This window comes from Pseudomonas sp. BP8, assembly GCF_017875955.1.
Classification (GTDB): Bacteria; Pseudomonadota; Gammaproteobacteria; order Pseudomonadales; family Pseudomonadaceae; genus Aquipseudomonas.
In genome coordinates this window covers 846,857-865,460 of the sequence record NZ_JAGINK010000001.1, presented here as the reverse complement: position 1 = coordinate 865,460, position 18,604 = coordinate 846,857, and the positions used below count along the sequence as shown (strand labels likewise).

Genomic DNA, 18,604 nt, shown 5'->3' with positions numbered 1-18,604 from the left:
TACGACTTTACGCTACAACCCACGGGGCATGCGGGTTTCAGTGTGTACAATCTAGCAATGTAATGTCTACAATTATTTAGCCAGATGTACCTTGAAGCATGCTCGGATCGGTCAATGGCAGCATCCAGCGACGCTGCCCGGGCTTCAGACCACCTTTGCGGGAACGATCCAGCATCCAGCCACGTGCCTCCACCTGGCGTCCTCTGAGGTTATCGAAGAAGCTGGCCGGGAAGTTGCGCTGCAGACGAGCGGGTACGTGCAGCACCACCGTATCGCCCAGATCCAGCCAGACCCCGGCACCATTGCGCTGTAGGCCGGTAATGCGTCCGCTGATCACGGTAAAGCCGGAGCGCCGAACATCGCCCTCGCGCTGAACCGGCGAGCGCTGCCAGAGCCCCGCCCGCGCTATCCTGGCAGCGTGCTCGGCCGCTTGCTGGCAACCCGCCAGGCGTGAATTGGGCGCAAACGCCACATGATAGCCAAGCCCTTCGCCGAGCAGCACAGCCTCTAGATTGTCGCCATTACGCCCATAGATGTGGGCCAAGGTGCGACCGTACTTGTCCTTTTTCTCGACCCCAGGCACCAACCCTACCCGGCCATCACTGGCCTTCACCAAGGCCTGCAGGCGCAGCCGGGCGGCTTCGGCATAGGGCTCGCTGGCGCGGCCCTTGCGGCCCAGCTCGGGCGCGTTGATACCGATCAGGCGCACACTGCGACCATCGCTCAGACGCACGGTATCGCCATCTACCACCTGGCGCACCGCGACCTGCTGCGGCTTGTCGGGCAGAGGGCAGAAGGCCTGGGCTGGCAGGTGCCAGATTGCGGCCACAAAAAAAGCGCCCGCAAGGGGCGCCTTTTTTTGCAACAGTGCGAAACCCGAGGGCATCGCCATGCGCATGATTACTTCTTGGCACCGAACATGCCGAAGCGATCTGCGAACTTCTGTACGCGGCCACCGGTGTCCAGGACTTTCTGCTTACCAGTGTAGAACGGGTGGCACAGCGAGCACACGTCGATCGCCAGCGGCTTGGCCAGGGTCGAACGGGTTTCGAACTTCGCACCGCAGCTGCAGGAGACTGCAACTACTTCGTAAGTTGGATGAATGTCTGCTTTCATGATCACTTCCTCGAGCTGCGTGCCGCCACCCAACACCTATTGTTGAATACCGCACGTAATTAGGCGGGGAATAATACCAGAGCGCAGCTTCTGCGCAAGTTGTCGCTTGTACCGACCGTCGTCTGCTAGGCTCGGCGCATCCCGATACAGTCCCGAAATGCCCTTCAGAGACCTTCTGCGTGTCCGACGTCATCCTGCGCCTTGCCCTACCCTCGCCTTTGCGTCGCCTGTTCGACTACCGGGCCACGGCAGCGATGGCGCGCCAAGCGCTGACGCCCGGCATGCGCATCCGCGTGCCGTTTGGTCGCCGCGAGATGATCGGCGTGCTGGTGGAAGTCTGCGACAAGAGTGAGGTCCCGGCCGAGAAACTCAAGCCGGCGACCGCCCTGCTCGACCCGGTCTCGCCACTACCGCCCGCGTTGTTCAAGCTCTGCCTGTGGACTGCGCAGTACTACCAGCACAGTCTTGGCGATACCCTCAGCTGGGCCCTGCCGGTGCTGCTGCGCCAGGGTGAACCGGCCGAGATCCGCCAGGAGCGCTTCTGGCAGGCGGTACCCGGCGCGCGCCTGGACGACCCCCGGATCGCCCGCGCCCCGCGCCAGCGCGAGGCCCTCAAGACCTTGTCGCAGCACCCGCATGGCGTGGCCCATACCCTGCTGAGCAAGCTCGGCCTGAACAAGGACAGCCTCGACCTGCTGCTGGCCAAGGAGCTGGTACAGCTCGAAGTGCGTCGCCATCTGCCGGCAGCGCGCCACGAGCACTGGCTGGCCCAGCCCGAACTGCCGCTCAACGATGAACAGCTGGCGGCGTTCGAGGCCGTGCGCTCAGGGTTTGGCAGTTTCCATGCGTTCCTCCTGGCCGGGGTGACCGGCAGCGGCAAGACCGAGGTCTACCTGCAACTGATCCGCGAAACCCTGGAGGCTGGCAAGCAGGCGCTGATCCTGATCCCGGAAATCAACCTCGGCCCGCAAACCCTGGCGCGCTTCGAGCAACGCTTCAACGCGCGCATCGCCTTGCTGCATTCTGCGGTGAATGACCGCGAGCGCCTGGATGCCTGGCTGGCCGCCCGCGATGGCGAAGCCGATATCATCATTGGCACCCGTTCGGCGCTGTTCACGCCAATGAAGAACCCCGGCCTGATCATCATCGACGAGGAGCACGACGGCTCCTATAAACAGCAGGAGGGCCTGCGCTACCACGCTCGTGACTTGGCGCTGGTGCGCGCGCACCAGGAAAACATCCCGATCCTGCTGGGCTCCGCCACGCCGTCGCTGGAGAGCCTGCACAACGCCCACAGCGGACGCTACGGCCTGCTGCGCATGAACCAGCGCGCTGGCGGCGCCCGCCAGCCACGCTTTCTGCGCCTGGACGTGCGCAGCCGGCCGCTCGACAGCGGTATCAGCGGCCCGCTGCAGCAGGCGATCGGCCAGACCCTGGCAGCCGGCCAGCAGGTGCTGGTGTTCCTCAACCGCCGCGGCTTCGCCCCGACGCTGCTGTGCCACGACTGCGGCTGGCTCTCGGAATGCCCGCGCTGCGATGCGCGGATGACCGTGCACCAGCGCTCCGCTGTACTGCGCTGCCACCACTGCGGTTACGACGAGCGCTTGCCGCTGTGCTGCCCGAAATGCGCGCATGTCGACCTGCGGCCGGTGGGGGCAGGCACCGAGCGCGCTGAAGAGCGGCTGAAGATCCTCTTCCCCGACTTTCCGGTGCTGCGGGTCGATCGCGACAGCACCTCGCGCAAAGACGCCATGCACAACCTGTTCACGACCATTCAGCGCGGCCAGCCGAGCATCCTGGTTGGCACTCAGATGCTGGCCAAGGGGCATCATTTCCCGCGGGTTACGCTAGTGGCCATTCTTGACGCCGATGGTGGCTTGTTCTCGGGTGATTTTCGCGCCAGCGAGCGCATGGCACAGCTCATCGTCCAGGTTGCCGGCCGCGCTGGCCGCGCCGAAGAACCCGGCAAGGTGATCATCCAGACACACCTGGCCGAGCATCCCCTGCTGGTGCAGTTGACCGAGCAGGGCTACTTCGCCTTTGCCGAGCAAGCGCTGAGCGAGCGCCGTGCCGCCGGCCTGCCACCGTTCGCTCACCTCGCCCTGCTGCGCGCCGAAGCGCATAAGCCGGGGCAGGCCGAAAGCTTTCTGGATGAGGCCTGCAGTGCAGCCGAACGGTTACTCGCCGAGCAGGGCTCACAGGGCATCGAGCTGCTCGGCCCAGTCCCGGCCCCCATGGAGCGCCGGGCCGGGCGCTTCCGTGCGCAGTTGTTGCTTCAGGCCAATGCCCGGGCGTCGCTGCATCGACTGATCAGTGCCTGGTTGCTAGTGTTGGAGCAGATGCCGTCCGGGCGCCAAGTGCGTTGGTCACTGGATGTCGACCCGGTCGATCTTTATTAGCGACAAGCGGCAAGCCAACCGCGGGTTGGCAATGACGGCTGAGCAACGGATAATGCCCAGTTTTTCCACCTGCGCATCGAAGCGCCACGCCGCGCTTGCGGTCGAAAAGAGAATCCCATGAAAGACACCATTCGCCAGCTGATCCAGCAAGCCCTCACCCAACTCGTCACCGAAGGTGTGTTGCCTGAAGGGCTGACTCCGGCGATCCAGGTGGAAAACGCCCGCGACAAGACCCACGGCGACTTCGCCAGCAACATCGCCATGATGCTGGCCAAGCCGGCCGGCATGAAGCCACGTGACCTGGCCGAGAAGCTGATCGCCGCCCTGCCCGCCAGCGACGACGTCAGCAAGGTCGAGATCGCCGGCCCTGGCTTCCTCAACTTCTTCCAGAACACCGAGGCCCTGGCCCAGCGTCTCGACGCCGCTCTGGCCGATGCCCAGCTGGGCGTGCGCAAGACCGGCCCGGCCGAGAAGGTCGTGGTCGACCTGTCGGCACCCAACCTGGCCAAGGAAATGCACGTTGGCCACCTGCGTTCGACCATCATCGGCGACAGCGTTGCGCGCGTTCTGGAGTTCCTTGGCGACACCGTCATCCGCCAGAACCACGTCGGCGACTGGGGCACTCAGTTCGGCATGCTGATGGCCTACCTGCAGGAAAACCCGATCACCAGCGACGAGCTGTCGGACCTCGAGAACTTCTACCGCGCCGCGAAGAAGCGTTTCGACGAATCCGAAGAGTTCGCCACCCGCGCCCGCGGCCTGGTGGTCAAGCTGCAGGCCGGCGACGCGGATTGCCTGGCCCTGTGGACCCGCTTCAAGGATATTTCCCTGTCGCACTGCCAGAAGACCTACGAACTGCTCAACGTCAAGCTGAGCATGGCCGACGTGATGGGCGAAAGCGCCTACAACGATGACCTGGCCAACGTGGTCGCCGACCTCAAGGCCAAGGGCCTGCTGGTCGAGAGTCAGGGCGCCCAGTGCGTGTTCCTCGATGAATTCAAGAACGCCGACGGCGAGCCGCTGCCAGTGATTGTGCAGAAGGCCGACGGCGGCTACCTGTACGCCACCACCGACCTGGCTGCAGTACGCTACCGCAGCAACACGCTCAAGGCCGATCGTGCCCTGTACTTCGTCGACCAGCGCCAGGCCCTGCACTTCAACCAGGTGTTCGAAGTGGCCCGCCGCGCCGGTTTCGTCGGTCATCCGATGCAGATGGAGCACATGGGCTTCGGTACCATGAACGGCGCCGATGGCCGTCCGTTCAAGACCCGCGACGGCGGCACGGTCAAGCTGATCGACCTGCTCACCGAGGCCAAGGAACGCGCCTACGCGCTGGTCAAGGAGAAGAACCCGAGCCTGGCCGAGGACGACCTGCGCAGCATTGCCGAGGTCGTCGGTATCGGTGCCGTGAAGTACGCCGACCTGTCCAAGCACCGCACCAGCGACTACAGCTTCAACTTCGAACTGATGCTCAACTTCGAAGGCAACACCGCCCCGTACCTGCTGTACGCCTACACCCGGGTTGCCGGGGTGTTCCGCAAGCTGGGCAAGGGCTATGACGAAGTCGACGGCCAGATCGTGTTGCAGGCTGCCCACGAACAAGACCTCGCCGCCCGCCTGGCACAGTTTGGCGAAGTGCTGAACAGTGTCGCCGACAAGGGCACCCCGCACGTGCTGTGCAGCTACCTGTACGACATCGCCGGGCTGTTCTCAAGCTTCTACGAGAACTGCCCGATCCTCTCCGCCGAAACTGCCGAACAGCAGCAGAGCCGCCTGCGCCTTGCCGCCCTGACCGGTCGCACGCTCAAGCAAGGCTTGGAACTGCTTGGCCTGGAAACCCTGGAGCGCATGTAAGTTGGCTGCCAAGAAAAAACCTGCACCCAAGCGTGGCGCCAGCCGCCAACAGGCGCCAGCCAAGCAGCCGATTCCCGGTTGGGTGTGGCTGGCGGTCGGCCTCACGGTCGGCGCCTTCATCGTCTTCCTGATGAAGCTCGAACCTGGTGGCGACGACATCAAGCGCGCCAAGCCCGAGCAGCAGAAGCCGGCCAAGGTCGCCGAAGCGGCCAAGGGCACTGCGGCGACGCCGCAGCAACCGGTCAAGCCGAAGTATGACTTCTATACCCTGCTGCCCGAGTCCGAGGTCATCGTGCCGCCTGAAGCGGTGCCTGAGAAGACGCCACCGGTGCCTGCACAGCCGGTCACCCCGGTGACGCCAGCGGAAGCGGCCAAGATCGACACCGCTCGCGCCCAGGCTGCGCTGTTGGGACAAACCCCGCCTCCGGCGCCCCCGGTGATCAAGCCGGCGGCAACCACGCAATTCTTCCTCCAGGCCGGCTCGTTCCGCAAGGAAGCCGATGCCGACAAGGTCCGTGCGCAGATCATTCTGCTTGGCCAGGCGGTCAAGGTTGAGTCGGGCACGGTCAAGGAAGAGACCTGGTACCGGGTATTGGTAGGCCCGTTCAGCAACCGCGAACAGCTGACCGTGGCGCAGAAGCAACTGGCAGGCGCAGGGTTCAGCAACCTCCTCCTGCAGCAGCGGCAGACCCGCCAGTAAACGAAAAAGGCCCTGCCGCCATGGTGCGACAGGGCCTTTTTTTGTAGGGCCAGTCAGACCCTGCCGGCATTGACCTCGGAAATCTGCCGGTTGAGCGTCCAGAAGTCATACAGCACACCGATCAGGAACAACCCACCGGTAAAGAAGTAGATGATCGCGCTGATCCACTTGCCTTGGTACAGGCGATGCGCGCCGAAGATGCCGAGAAACGTCAGCAGCACCCACGCCAGGTTGTAATCCACCCGCCCCGCCTGAAAGCGCATATCCGCTTCGCGGTCCATTGCAGGGATCAGGAACAGGTCAATCAGCCAACCGATACCCAGCAGCCCCAAGGTAAAGAACCAGATCGTCCCGGTGATCGGCTTGCCGTAGTAGAAACGGTGTGAGCCGGTAAAGCCAAAAATCCACAGCAGATAGCCGAGCACCTTGCTGTGAGTGTCGTGAAAGGGCGACCCCTGTTGATAACTGTTCATTCTTAACCCTCTGCGCTTAGCCCAAAATTTTCCAAGAAAAAATGTGACTTTTTCGTGGCGAGTCGACGTATGGCACCCTGCCAGTCGACCAACGGATCATTTTTTGAGCAAAAAGCTGTTATAAAGTTGCGCGCCAACATCTAATTAACATCACCAAGAGCTTCATCTATGCCGCCTTTATTCAAGACATGGCTGACCCTCTGCCTTTTATTACCACTGGCAGCCCACGCCACCAATCGTGAGCAACGTCTTCCAAACGGCTTCACGGGCTATACCACCAACGCTGATACCACCGTGAAGCGTGCACCGGTCAAGCACAGTACCTTGCGTGCTCGCCCGAACAACGCCGCCAAGTCTCGTGATGCAGTGCCTGCCGTTGCCATGTCGGCCAAGCAGAGCAGCGATGTGCTCAGCCGCGCCGTGAATGTGCTGGGCACGCCGTATCGCTGGGGCGGCAGCAGCCCGAGCAAGGGCTTTGATTGCAGCGGGCTGGTCAAGTACGCCTTCAACGATGTGGCGGACGTCAACCTGCCACGTACCTCCAACGCCATGGCTCAGGGGCATGGCGTCAAGGTAGCACGCAGCGATCTCAAGCCTGGCGATCTGATCTTCTTCAACATCAAGAGCCGGCGGGTCAACCATGTTGCCATCTACCTGGGCAACGACCGGTTCATCCATGCACCGCGGCGGGGCAAGCGGGTCAGTATTGATCAACTGAGCAAGCCTTATTGGCAGAAGCATTATGTGGTGGCCAAGCGCGTATTGCCTAAAGATCAGGAATCGCAGGGGCTGCGGTTGGCCAAGCGCTGATCACTTAGGCTGGTTCTGGGGCTTGTAGGTTGTGGGCTTATCCATTTGATGGGGTGACTTTTCTGGCCCCTTCCGCCCTTACGGCGGGTCACTTTTTTTCTTGGAAAAAAGTAACCAAAAACCGCTTGCTCCTGCATCCGGCCCTCCGCTGCGCTGCGGGTCCCCTCGCTCCGGTCTTGCTCCGGGAGTCGCTGTAGATCAACAGCAAGATCAAGATCAACAGCCAGGGCAACGGCGGGCGAATCGCTGCGCTCTCGCTTTGTTTATTTACCAGCGGATTTGTGGCGCGGCATGGCAGGGCTGCGCCCTGCGATTTGCATTGGCAGTACCGGCCTCTTCGCGGGGCAAGCCCGCTCCTACAGGTTTTTGTGAACGCCTCAGGACCTGTAGGAGCGGGCTTGCCCCGCGAAGAGGCCCGAATATCCACCACCCATGCCACTATCGAAGACAACCCCAGCCCAGACGCCGCCCGTAACTTGGCGACTTCAGGAGGCCGAGTGGAGGTCTTGCGCAGGGAGGTGGAGGCCATGGATGGCCGGAAAGCGCTGAGGCCCAGGATGGGCCGTACAGCGCGGTCCTCCCGGAGCAAGACCGGAGTGAGGGAACCCGCAGCGCAGCGGAGGGCCGTATGTGGGAGCCAGCGGTTTTTGGTTACTTTTTTCCAAGAAAAAAAGTGACCCGCCGTAAGAGCGCAAGGGGCCAGAAGCGCCCCCACATCAAATGGATAAGCCCACAATTCCTAAGCCAGCCAGCCAAGCCAGCAGATCACCTCTCCCAACAATCCGCGAAGAACCCTAAATAAGGGCATACACGATCGACCCGAGATCGGCCCCGTGTCGCGAAAGTGCAGCAGAGCAGCCCCAAACCAGGCGACCAGATCACAACTGCCTGGCATGAAAAAGCCCCGCATTACTCAGGCGCAACGACACCCCCAGCGCGCAACGTCTGCAGCGCCGCCTCCATCGTACGCATCCCCGCCGCGCCCCCCGTCTGCATCACCGAATACAACTGCGCCATGCGCCCCTCGCGAATCAGGTTGCGCACCGCTGTCGTCCCCACCAGCACTTCCCGCGCTGCCACCCGCCCACCACCAGCGCGCCTGAGCAACACTTGCGCCACCACCATGCGCAATGAGTCGGCCAGCATGGCCCGCACCAGAGGCTGCTCCTCAGCGGCAAACACCTCGACCAAGCGATCCACGCTGTTGACCGCCGAACGCGTATGCACCGTCGCCAGCACCAGGTGCCCGGTTTGCGCTGCACGCAAGGCCAGGCGGATCGACTCGAGGTCACGCAACTCACCGAGCATGATCACATCCGGATCCTGACGCAGAGCACTGCGCAATCCCTGGGCGAAATCGCGGCTGTGGCGACCGATTTCACGCTGGGTGATCAGGCTGCGCTGCCCGCGGTGAATGACTTCGATTGGGTCCTCAAGGGTAATGATGTGCAGCGACCGCTCACGATTGAACCAGTCGACCAGCGCGGCCAGGGTGCTCGACTTGCCGCTGCCGGTCGGCCCGCCGACCAGGACCAGGCCGTCGGTGCACTGCGTAACAGGTTGAAATACTTCCCTCAGGTCGAGTTCATCGAGTGTCGGCACGCGGCTGGGTATCAGCCGCAGGCTGGCTGCCAGGCCATTGCGCTGGCAGAACAGGTTCAAGCGACAGCGGCTGCCGTCCGCCAGGCTCACAGCCAGGTCGAGCTCATCGCAGGCGCGCCACTGCCGCCGTTGCTCGTCGTCGAGCAACGCTGCCAGCGCCTCCTCGAGCTGGCAGGCCAGCAGCGGCTCCAGCGCCATTCGCTGCAATTGCCCATCGCGGCGCAGCAAGGGTATCTCGCCCACGGCCAGATGCAGGTCGGATGCCCCCGCAGCAGCGGCCTGGGCCAGCAGGTCGGTCACGTCCATGAGACTCCCCAAAGGCCATCAAGCAGGTAGAATGCCGCAGACCACTGAGCCGCCGGCATCGATCCATGTCCACCATAGCAGACAACCTTGGCGCCCTCGCCGCGCGTATCGACCATGCCGCACAGGCCTGCGCGCGCGACCCCGCCAGCATCCAGTTGCTGGCCGTGAGCAAGACCAAACCGGCCGCCGCCGTGCGCGAAGCCTATGCCGCCGGCGTGCGCGATGTTGGCGAAAACTACCTGCAGGAGGCCTTGGCCAAGCAGGAAGAATTAACCGATCTGCCCTTGTCCTGGCACTTCATCGGCCCCATTCAGTCGAACAAGACCCGTGCAATTGCCGAACATTTCGACTGGGTACATTCCGTGGACCGCCTGAAGATAGCCCAACGCCTCTCCGAGCAACGCCCTGCCCAGTTGCCACCGCTGAACATCTGCCTGCAGGTGAACGTCAGTGGCGAAGACAGCAAATCCGGCTGTTCGGCCGCTGAGCTGCCGGCGTTGGCCGCTGCGGTTGCAGCACTGCCCGGCCTGCGTCTGCGCGGCTTGATGGCAATCCCGGAGCCTAGCGATGATCGCGCCACCCAGGAGGCTGCCTTCGCCCGCCTGCGCGAGCTGCAAGAACAGCTGGGCCTAGGCCTGGACACCCTGTCGATGGGCATGAGCCACGACCTGGAAGCCGCGATTGCCCAAGGTGCGACCTGGGTACGCATCGGCACCGCCTTGTTCGGCGCCCGTGATTACGGGCCCGCTTGAATCCATGCTTAACTCACTCTTTCCCTCAAGGACCTGACATGAGCGACACACGTATTGCCTTTATCGGCGCCGGCAACATGGCCGCCAGCCTGATCGGCGGCCTGCGTGCGCAGGGTCTGGACGCCAAGCAGATCCGCGCCAGTGACCCTGGCGCCGAGACCCGTAGCCGCGTCCAGGCCGAGCACGGCATCGAGGTATTCGAAGACAACGCCCAGGCGATCACCGAGGCCGACGTGATCGTCCTGGCGGTCAAGCCACAGGTCATGAAAGCCGTCTGCCAAAGCCTGCAGCCAAGCCTGCGCGACGGCCAACTGATCGTCTCCATTGCCGCCGGGATCACCTGCGTCAGCCTGCAGGACTGGCTGGGGGCCCGCCCGGTAGTGCGCTGCATGCCGAACACGCCATCGCTGCTGCGCCAAGGTGCGAGTGGCCTGTACGCCACCGCCGAGGTTTCCTCAGCGCAACGCGAGCAAGCCGAACAGCTGCTGTCGGCCGTCGGCACTGCGCTGTGGCTCGATCAAGAACAGCAACTCGACGCCGTCACCGCCGTTTCCGGCAGCGGCCCGGCGTATTTCTTCCTGCTGATCGAGGCCATGACCGCTGCCGGCGAGAAACTCGGCCTGCCGCGCGAGACCGCCTCCAAACTGACCCTGCAGACCGCCCTGGGCGCCGCGCACATGGCCGTGGCCAGCGATGTCGATGCTGCCGAGTTGCGCCGCCGGGTAACCTCGCCCGCAGGCACCACCGAAGCTGCAATCAAGTCGTTCCAGGGCAACGCTTTCGAAGCCATCGTGGAACAGGCGCTGCAGGCCGCGGCGACCCGCTCCGCCGAGCTGGCCGAACAATTGGGCAAATAAGGAGCTGTTGATGAATGCACTGTCCGGCGCCGCGATCTTCGTGGTGCAAACCCTGGTCAGCCTGTACCTGGCCATCGTCCTGTTGCGCTTCGTGCTGCAATTGGTCAAGGCCGACTTCTACAACCCGCTGAGCCAGTTTGCGGTGCGCGCCACCCAGCCGCTGCTCAAACCGATCCGCCGGATCATCCCCAGCATTGCTGGCCTGGACACTTCGTCGCTGCTCCTGGCGATATTGATTCAGGCACTGTTGATGGCCTTTGTGCTGATGATCACCTACGGCACGTTTGGTAATGTCCTGCATCTGCTCATGTGGGCGATCATCGGCGTGACCTCGCTGTTCTTGAAGATCTTCTGGGTAGCAATGATCGTCATGGTCATCGTCTCCTGGGTTGCTCCCAACAGCCATAACCCGGCTGCAGAGCTTGCCTATCAGATCAGCGAGCCGGTGCTGGCACCGTTCCGGCGCCTGGTGCCAAACCTGGGCGGCATGGACATTTCGCCAATCTTCGCCTTTATCGCCATTCAGGTGATCCAGTCGTTCGTCATGCCGGCGCTGGCGGCCTACGCTGGCATGCCACAAGAGCTGTGGCGGATGATCTGATCCGCGTACCCGCAGCGGCAAGCCTTTGCTTGCCGCTGCGGGTAGTGCTCTTTAGACTTACGCCTCCGTCAAGCGTGAGCAGGGTCGATGTCCACTGTCTTTCCCGAAGATTCCGTCGGTCTGGTAACACCACAGACTGCCCGGTTCGATGAACCGTTGGCCCTGGCCTGTGGCCGATCGATGGCCAGCTACGAGCTGGTCTATGAAACCTATGGCACGCTGAACAGCAGCGCGAGCAACGCCGTGCTGATCTGCCATGCGTTGTCTGGCCACCACCATGCCGCAGGCTTCCATGCCGCCACCGAGCGCAAGCCGGGCTGGTGGGACAGCTGCATTGGCCCTGGCAAGCCGATCGACACCAACCGTTTCTTCGTGGTCAGCCTGAACAACCTCGGTGGCTGTAATGGCAGCACCGGCCCGAGCAGTATCAACCCGCTGACCGGTAAACCCTACGGGGCCGACTTCCCAGTACTCACCGTCGAAGACTGGGTGCACAGCCAGGTGCGCCTGGCCGATCGTCTGGGCATTGGCCAGTGGGCCGCTGTGGTTGGCGGCAGCCTGGGCGGCATGCAGGCGCTGCAATGGACCATGACCTACCCGGACCGGGTTCGTCACTGCGTCGACATCGCCTCGGCACCCAAGCTCTCGGCGCAGAACATCGCCTTCAACGAAGTCGCGCGCCAGGCCATCCTCACCGACCCCGAGTTCCACGGTGGCTCGTTCCAGGACCAGGGCGTGATCCCCAAGCGCGGCCTGATGCTGGCGCGCATGGTCGGCCACATCACCTACCTGTCGGACGACTCGATGGGTGAAAAATTCGGCCGCGAATTGAAAAGCGACAAGCTCAACTACGACTTCCACAGCGTGGAATTCCAGGTTGAGAGCTACCTGCGCTACCAAGGTGAGGAATTCTCCGGCCGTTTCGACGCCAATACCTACCTGCTGATGACCAAGGCGCTGGACTACTTCGACCCGGCCGCGGCTCACGGTGGCGATCTGGCGGCCACCTTGGCCAAGGTTACGGCCGACTACTGCATCATGTCGTTCACCACCGACTGGCGCTTCTCGCCGGCCCGCTCGCGGGAGATCGTCAACGCCCTGATGGCGGCGCGCAAGAACGTCTGTTACCTGGAAATCGACTCGCCGTATGGGCACGATGCCTTCCTGATCCCCACGCCTCGCTACATGCAGGGATTCTCGAACTACATGAACCGCATCGCCATCTGAGGACAGCATGAGAGCCGACCTGGAAATCATCCAAGACTGGATCCCCGCCGGTAGCCGGGTCCTCGACCTGGGCTGCGGCAACGGTGAGCTGCTGGCTTCGTTGCGCGATCGCAAGCAGGTCACCGGCTACGGCCTGGAGATCGACGCCGACAACATTGCCGCCTGCGTCGCCAAGGGTGTCAACGTCATCGAGCAAGACCTCGACAAAGGCCTGGGCAACTTCGCCAGCAACAGTTTCGACGTGGTGGTCATGACCCAGGCCCTGCAGGCCGTGGAATACCCCGACCGGATCCTCGCCGAGATGCTGCGGGTGGGCCGTGAGTGCATCATCACTTTCCCCAACTTCGGCCACTGGCGCTGCCGTTGGTACCTGGCGAGCAAAGGCCGCATGCCGGTCTCGGACTTCATGCCGTACACCTGGTACAACACGCCGAACATCCACTTCTGCACCTTTGCCGACTTCGAACAGCTGTGCCTTGATCATCGGGCGAAGATTCTCGACCGCCTGGCCGTCGACCGCCTGCACCGTAACGGGTTGGGTGGCCGGGTATGGCCTAATCTTCTAGGAGAGATCGGTATCTATCGCGTCAGCAGCCCAGGCCTTGCGCAACACCAGGTCGCGGTCTGACCCGCCCACCCCGGAGGAATGCGTCCATGCGTCGTCTTGCTGTTTTCCTGTTCAGCCTGTGCCTGGCCTTGCCGGTACTGGCTGCCGATGCCGCCAGGCCCGAGCGCAAGGAAGTCTTCGGCGACGTGACCGTGCACTACAGCGCCTTCACCTCGAGCATGTTGCAGCCGGACATCGCTGCCGCCACTGGCCTGACCCGCAGCAAGCACCAGGGTGTGCTCAACGTGGCGGTGCTCAAGGCCGGCAAACCGGGCATGGCCGTGGTCAGCGGCACCGTCAAGGACCTGACCGGGCGCAGCAGCCCGCTGTCGTTCAAACAGATCAGCGATCGCGGCGCGGTGTACTACATCGCCCAGTTCAAGATCGAGCAGCCGGAAACCCTCACCTTCGACCTGAGTGTCGAAACCGGCGGCGTCAGCCACAAACTCAGCTTCAACCAGGAAGTGTTCCCAGGCGAATGATGAATTTCCAGCAACTCGTATTGGCCAGCCACAACGCTGGCAAACTCAAGGAACTCCAGGCCATGCTCGGCGAGTCCGTGCAGCTGCGCTCGATCGGCGAATTCAGCCAGGTCGAGCCAGAAGAAACCGGCCTGTCGTTTGTCGAGAACGCCATTCTCAAGGCCCGCAACGCCGCGCGCATCTCCGGCCTGCCGGCGCTGGCCGACGACTCTGGGCTGGCCGTGGATTACCTCGGCGGTGCGCCAGGCATCTACTCGGCACGCTATGCCGACGGCAAGGGTGATGCGGCGAACAACGCCAAGCTGCTCGAGGCCTTGAAAGATGTGCCGGACGGCCAGCGCGGTGCGCAGTTCGTCTGCGTCCTGGCCCTGGTGCGGCATGCCGACGACCCGCTGCCGATCCTCTGTGAAGGCCTGTGGCACGGCAGCATTCTACATGCCGCCAGCGGCGAACATGGCTTTGGCTATGACCCGCTGTTCTGGGTCCCGGAGCGCAGCTGCTCCAGCGCCGACCTCGCGCCACTGGAGAAAAACCAGATCAGCCACCGCGCCCGGGCCATGGCCCTGCTGCGCCAGCGTCTGGGCCTGGCATGACCGAAAAGCCGTCCATCCAGCTGCTCCACCCCGGAGCGGCTGGCGCCAGTCTGCACGTGCCACGCCTGGCGCTGCCTGAATTGCCGCCGCTGTCGCTGTATATCCATATCCCCTGGTGCGTACGCAAGTGCCCCTATTGCGACTTCAACTCGCACCAGGCCGGGCCTGAGCTACCGGAAGCGGCCTACGTCGACGCACTGCTGGCGGATCTGGACGAAGAGCTCGGCGCGGTGCTGGGCCGCCCGATCAGCTCGATCTTCTTCGGTGGCGGCACGCCAAGCCTGTTCAGCGCCGATGCCTTGGGCCGGCTGTTGCGCGGTGTCGAGCAACGCATTCCGTTTGCTGCCGACATCGAAATCACCCTGGAAGCCAACCCAGGGACGTTCGAGCAAGAGAAGTTCAAGGCCTATCGGCAGACCGGCATCAATCGGCTATCGATTGGCGTACAGAGCTTCCAGCCGGCCAAACTGGAAAAACTCGGCCGTATCCACAACGGCGACGAGGCGATTCGTGCCGCGGACATGGCCCGTGCTGCCGGCTTCGACAACTTCAACATGGACCTGATGCACGGCCTGCCCGATCAGTCGCTGGATGATGCGCTGGGCGACCTGAAGCAGGCTATCGACCTCGGCCCGACGCACCTGTCCTGGTACCAGCTGACCGTGGAGCCCAACACGGTGTTCTGGAACCAGCCACCGGAGCTCCCTGAGGACGATATCCTCTGGGATATTCAGGAAGCCGGCCAGGCCCTGCTGGCCGAGCATGGCTTCAATCAGTACGAAGTGTCGGCCTACGCCCAGCCGGATCGGGCTGCGCGGCACAACCTCAATTACTGGCGTTTTGGCGACTTCATCGGCATCGGCGCCGGTGCCCACGGCAAGCTGTCGTTCGCCGATGGGCGCATCCTGCGCACCTGGAAGACCCGCCTGCCCAAGGATTACCTGAACCCGGCCAAGCCCTACAAGGCCGGCGAGAAGCTGTTGCCGGTGGAGGAGCTGCCGTTCGAGTTTCTGATGAACGCCCTGCGCCTGACCCAGGGGGTTGAAGCCGATCTGTTCACCCGCCGCACCGGCCTACCCTTGGAGCAACTCGCCCAAGCGCGCCGCGAGGCAGAACAAAAGGGCCTTTTGCAGGTCGAACCGGATCGCCTGGCCGCCACGCCACGCGGCCAATTGTTCCTCAACGACCTGCTGCAGTATTTCTTGACCTAAGGATGACCCATGGACCTGGTACTCGACCTGCTTGCAACCGTATCCCGCTGGAGCCGCAGCAACCTGTCAGAGATCTCTCTGGCGTTGGTAGGCTGCCTGCTGGTGCTGTTTGGCACTGACATCAAGGCGTCAGTGGAGCAGCGACTGGGCGGCCTGGCCGGCGCCTTGCGCGTGCCGTTCATGGCGATGCTGGTGATGATCGGCAGCGGTGCGGCGCTGATCTACGCGACACCCTGGGTGATCAAGGGGCTGAGCCAGTTCAACAACTATGCGTTGGCGCCGGTGCTGTTGGTGGTGCTGGTGTTGATCGGCGTGGTGGCTGATCGGCGAGGATAGAACATCGCTAAAAGCCGCCCCGGCAAGCCGGAGCGGCTTCTCACCCGACTAGCCCCTAATGGGAGTCGTCGAAGTGATCACGCCGCCTTCCCAACCCCTTCATTGAATACAACCACATGAGAGTGAAGTGATCATACCCGGCACAGATCACTTCAACTCAGGTTTACTGATGCAGGATATGTTGAGGTGATTGACTCCCTCCAGACAGCTACCTATCATCGATTACGTGATCGAGATCCAGTGAAGTGAAGCATCCGCAATGATGGACTCTCAAGCCGTCACTGCAACAAAAAAAACCGCCCTTCTCAGGGCGGTTTTTTTTGCCTGCGGGTTAGCAGGCGCTGACATCGCAAGGGCTGGCGGGCAGCCCGACGATCAATCCAGCTTTTCGAACTTCAGATCCCACACCCCATGCCCCAGTCGCTCGCCGCGGCGTTCGAACTTGGTGATCGGGCGCTCTTGCGGACGCGGCACGTAGGCGCCATCCGCCGCCTGGTTGCGATAACCCGGCGCTGCGTTCATCACTTCCAGCATGTATTCGGCATACGGTTCCCAATCGGTCGCCATGTGGAATACACCGCCCGGCTTGAGCTTGCGGCGGACCAGTTCGGCGAACTCCAGCTGGACGATCCGGCGCTTGTGGTGACGCGCCTTGTGCCACGGATCAGGGAAGAACAGCATCAACCGGTCGAGGCTGTTATCGGCCACGCAACGGTTGAGCACTTCGATCGCGTCGCAGTCGTACACGCGCAGGTTCTTCAGCTCCTGAGTGAGCACGCCATTGAGCAGCGCGCCAACACCCGGGCGGTGCACTTCGACACCAATGAAGTCTTGCTCAGGCGCAGCAGCGGCCATCTCCAGCAGGGAGTGGCCCATGCCAAAACCGATCTCCAGGGTACGTGGCGCCGAACGGCCGAATACCTGGTCATAATCGACCGGGCTGTCCGCCAGGGGCAGGACGAACAGGGGCGCGCCCTGGTCCAGGCCGCGCTGCTGGCCTTCGGTCATGCGTCCGGCGCGCATCACGAAACTCTTGATGCGGCGATGCGGGCGCTCTTCGCCGTCAGGGGTGATCGGCGTATCTTGCGATTCAGTCATCAGGGGCTCTTACTTGATCAGACCATCCAGCGGCGACGAGGCGCTGGCATAGAGTTTTTTCGGCATGCGGCCGGCCAGGTAGGCCATGCGACCAGCAACAATGGCGTGCTTCATGGCCTCGGCCATCAGGACTGGCTGCTGGGCGTGGGCGATGGCCGAGTTCATCAGCACCGCCTCGCAGCCCATTTCCATGGCAATGGTGGCGTCGGAGGCAGTCCCCACGCCGGCATCGACCAGCACCGGCACCTTGGATTCTTCCAGGATGATTTGCAGGTTGTACGGGTTGCAGATACCCAGGCCGGTACCAATCAGGCCAGCCAGCGGCATGACCGCGATGCAGCCGATTTCCGCCAGCTGACGGGCGATGATCGGGTCATCACTGGTGTAGACCATCACGTCGAAACCGTCCTTGACCAGCACTTCGGCGGCCTTGAGGGTCTCGATCACGTTGGGGAACAAGGTTTTCTGGTCGGCCAGGACTTCCAGCTTGACCAGGTTGTGGCCATCCAGCAGCTCGCGCGCCAGGCGGCAGGTACGCACCGCTTCGATGGCGTCGTAACAGCCTGCGGTGTTCGGCAGGATGGTGTAACGGTCAGGTGGCAGCACGTCGAGCAGGTTCGGCTCGCCCGGGTTCTGGCCAAGGTTGGTCCGGCGCACGGCGACAGTGACGATCTCTGCACCCGAAGCCTCGATGGCCAGGCGGGTTTCTTCCATGTCACGGTACTTGCCAGTGCCGACCAGCAGGCGCGACTGGAAAGTGCGCCCGGCCAGGATGAAGGGCTTGTCGCTACGAACGTTGCTCATCGTTGTTCCTCTGGAAAAGGTTGCGGGACTTGCAGGGTGAATCGAAGCGGCTCAACCGCCACCGATGGCATGGACCACTTCGACCTGGTCGCCTTCGTTCAGCGCGGTCGTCTCGTGCTGGCTACGCGGCACGATGTCCAGGTTGAGTTCCACCGCCACCCGGCGACCGGTCAGCTCCAGCCGACCCAGCAAGGCTGCGACGCTCTCGCCCGCGGGCACTTCGTAAGGTTCACCGTTCAATTGAATGCGCATGCGCACGGCCACCGTTGTTCTTTGGGGGCCCGCATTCTAGCCCCGATCCACGCTTGAACCCAAGGGCGACAGGCGCCATTAGTCGCGATTGTGGACTGCCCGGTCAGCCCAGCCGCCACGCGGCGAGGAACAGGCACAGCCAGCCGGCGAGGAAGCACAGGCCGCCAATCGGGGTGATGATACCCAGCTTGCTTATGCCGCTCAGGGTCAGCAGGTACAGGCTACCGGAGAACAACACGATGCCCACCGCGAACAGACCACCGGCCCAGCCAATCAGGCGCCCGGGCAGGTGAGCCGCGAGCAGGGCCACGCCAAAGAGCGCCAAGGCGTGCACCAGCTGATAGGTCACACCGGTATGGAAGATCGCCAGGTACTCGGCGCTGAGGCGGTTTTTCAGGCCATGGGCGGCAAAAGCACCCAGCGCCACACCGGTGAATGCAAAAAATGCGGCAAGCATCAGGAAGCTGCGAAGCATGGGACGACTCCTCGGAAGGGGTCTGTATAATGGCCCGTTCCATCGGTCC

The 18,604-nt window shown here is 63.0% G+C and carries 21 protein-coding genes; 13 read left to right on the top strand and 8 right to left on the bottom strand.

What is annotated here, in order from left to right:
• Positions 1 to 76: 76 nt before the first annotated feature.
• Positions 77 to 898 carry a thermonuclease family protein gene (locus J3B00_RS03850; RefSeq protein WP_209864082.1) on the bottom strand — a complete coding sequence of 274 codons (822 nt, stop codon included), beginning with the start codon at positions 896 to 898 and terminating at the stop codon, positions 77 to 79.
• 2 nt (positions 899 to 900) lie between these two features.
• Complete coding sequence (rpmE, locus tag J3B00_RS03845; RefSeq protein ID WP_209864079.1) at positions 901 to 1,116, bottom strand: 50S ribosomal protein L31; 216 nt, start codon at positions 1,114 to 1,116, stop codon at positions 901 to 903.
• Positions 1,117 to 1,295: 179 nt separating this feature from the next.
• Between rpmE and J3B00_RS03840 the strand changes: the two genes are divergently transcribed.
• From J3B00_RS03840 to J3B00_RS03830, 3 genes are all read left to right on the top strand, one after another.
• On the top strand, positions 1,296 to 3,515 hold the full coding sequence (locus tag J3B00_RS03840; RefSeq protein WP_209864076.1) for a primosomal protein N': 2,220 nt from the start codon (positions 1,296 to 1,298) through the stop codon (positions 3,513 to 3,515).
• Between the two features lie 117 nt (positions 3,516 to 3,632).
• Positions 3,633 to 5,369: an arginine--tRNA ligase gene (gene argS, locus J3B00_RS03835; RefSeq protein WP_209864072.1), complete on the top strand. Its 1,737-nt coding sequence runs from the start codon at positions 3,633 to 3,635 to the stop codon at positions 5,367 to 5,369.
• Position 5,370: 1 nt separating this feature from the next.
• A complete protein-coding gene (locus tag J3B00_RS03830) occupies positions 5,371 to 6,069 on the top strand; it encodes an SPOR domain-containing protein (RefSeq protein ID WP_209864068.1) in 699 nt (232 codons plus the stop codon).
• A 53-nt stretch (positions 6,070 to 6,122) separates the two neighbouring features.
• Here J3B00_RS03830 and J3B00_RS03825 read toward each other — a convergent pair whose 3' ends face one another.
• Positions 6,123 to 6,542: a TM2 domain-containing protein gene (locus J3B00_RS03825; protein WP_209864065.1), complete on the bottom strand. Its 420-nt coding sequence runs from the start codon at positions 6,540 to 6,542 to the stop codon at positions 6,123 to 6,125.
• Positions 6,543 to 6,710: 168 nt separating this feature from the next.
• On the opposite strand from J3B00_RS03825, the gene J3B00_RS03820 reads away from it, so the two are divergent.
• Entirely contained in the window at positions 6,711 to 7,352 is a 642-nt protein-coding gene (locus J3B00_RS03820; RefSeq protein WP_209864062.1) for an NlpC/P60 family protein, read from the top strand.
• A 909-nt stretch (positions 7,353 to 8,261) separates the two neighbouring features.
• Here the strand turns inward: J3B00_RS03820 and J3B00_RS03815 are convergent.
• Positions 8,262 to 9,260 carry a PilT/PilU family type 4a pilus ATPase gene (locus tag J3B00_RS03815; RefSeq protein WP_209864059.1) on the bottom strand — a complete coding sequence of 333 codons (999 nt, stop codon included), beginning with the start codon at positions 9,258 to 9,260 and terminating at the stop codon, positions 8,262 to 8,264.
• Between the two features lie 65 nt (positions 9,261 to 9,325).
• Between J3B00_RS03815 and J3B00_RS03810 the strand changes: the two genes are divergently transcribed.
• The 9 genes from J3B00_RS03810 (at position 9,326) to J3B00_RS03770 (ending at position 15,926) form a co-directional block, all read left to right on the top strand.
• Complete coding sequence (locus tag J3B00_RS03810) at positions 9,326 to 10,012, top strand: YggS family pyridoxal phosphate-dependent enzyme (protein WP_209864055.1); 687 nt, start codon at positions 9,326 to 9,328, stop codon at positions 10,010 to 10,012.
• 38 nt (positions 10,013 to 10,050) lie between these two features.
• Complete coding sequence (gene proC / locus J3B00_RS03805) at positions 10,051 to 10,869, top strand: pyrroline-5-carboxylate reductase (RefSeq protein ID WP_209864052.1); 819 nt, start codon at positions 10,051 to 10,053, stop codon at positions 10,867 to 10,869.
• Positions 10,870 to 10,879: 10 nt separating this feature from the next.
• A complete protein-coding gene (locus J3B00_RS03800) occupies positions 10,880 to 11,470 on the top strand; it encodes a YggT family protein (protein WP_209864048.1) in 591 nt (196 codons plus the stop codon).
• Between the two features lie 87 nt (positions 11,471 to 11,557).
• The gene (locus J3B00_RS03795; RefSeq protein ID WP_209864045.1) at positions 11,558 to 12,697 is read left to right on the top strand and encodes a homoserine O-acetyltransferase; all 1,140 of its coding nucleotides are present in this window, start codon (positions 11,558 to 11,560) and stop codon (positions 12,695 to 12,697) included.
• A 7-nt stretch (positions 12,698 to 12,704) separates the two neighbouring features.
• A complete protein-coding gene (metW, locus tag J3B00_RS03790; protein WP_209864042.1) occupies positions 12,705 to 13,325 on the top strand; it encodes a methionine biosynthesis protein MetW in 621 nt (206 codons plus the stop codon).
• Positions 13,326 to 13,351: 26 nt separating this feature from the next.
• A complete protein-coding gene (locus tag J3B00_RS03785) occupies positions 13,352 to 13,786 on the top strand; it encodes a DUF4426 domain-containing protein (protein ID WP_209864038.1) in 435 nt (144 codons plus the stop codon).
• Positions 13,783 to 14,379 (top strand): RdgB/HAM1 family non-canonical purine NTP pyrophosphatase, encoded by a 597-nt coding sequence (gene rdgB, locus J3B00_RS03780; RefSeq protein WP_209864034.1) that lies wholly within the window; start codon positions 13,783 to 13,785, stop codon positions 14,377 to 14,379. Before J3B00_RS03785 ends, rdgB begins: the two co-directional genes overlap by 4 nt.
• Positions 14,376 to 15,590: a radical SAM family heme chaperone HemW gene (hemW, locus tag J3B00_RS03775; RefSeq protein ID WP_245362479.1), complete on the top strand. Its 1,215-nt coding sequence runs from the start codon at positions 14,376 to 14,378 to the stop codon at positions 15,588 to 15,590. The genes rdgB and hemW overlap by 4 nt, the downstream gene beginning before the upstream one ends.
• A 9-nt stretch (positions 15,591 to 15,599) precedes the next feature.
• Positions 15,600 to 15,926: a DUF3392 family protein gene (locus tag J3B00_RS03770; RefSeq protein WP_209864031.1), complete on the top strand. Its 327-nt coding sequence runs from the start codon at positions 15,600 to 15,602 to the stop codon at positions 15,924 to 15,926.
• A gap of 375 nt (positions 15,927 to 16,301) precedes the next feature.
• On the opposite strand, the gene trmB is transcribed toward J3B00_RS03770, so the two are convergent.
• From trmB to J3B00_RS03750, 4 genes are all read right to left on the bottom strand, one after another.
• On the bottom strand, positions 16,302 to 17,024 hold the full coding sequence (gene trmB, locus J3B00_RS03765) for a tRNA (guanosine(46)-N7)-methyltransferase TrmB (protein WP_209864027.1): 723 nt from the start codon (positions 17,022 to 17,024) through the stop codon (positions 16,302 to 16,304).
• A 9-nt stretch (positions 17,025 to 17,033) separates the two neighbouring features.
• A complete protein-coding gene (locus tag J3B00_RS03760) occupies positions 17,034 to 17,828 on the bottom strand; it encodes a thiazole synthase (protein WP_119146592.1) in 795 nt (264 codons plus the stop codon).
• 51 nt (positions 17,829 to 17,879) lie between these two features.
• Positions 17,880 to 18,080 (bottom strand): sulfur carrier protein ThiS, encoded by a 201-nt coding sequence (gene thiS, locus J3B00_RS03755; protein WP_209864024.1) that lies wholly within the window; start codon positions 18,078 to 18,080, stop codon positions 17,880 to 17,882.
• Positions 18,081 to 18,183: 103 nt separating this feature from the next.
• Positions 18,184 to 18,555 carry a DUF423 domain-containing protein gene (locus tag J3B00_RS03750; protein ID WP_209864021.1) on the bottom strand — a complete coding sequence of 124 codons (372 nt, stop codon included), beginning with the start codon at positions 18,553 to 18,555 and terminating at the stop codon, positions 18,184 to 18,186.
• Positions 18,556 to 18,604: the final 49 nt, after the last annotated feature.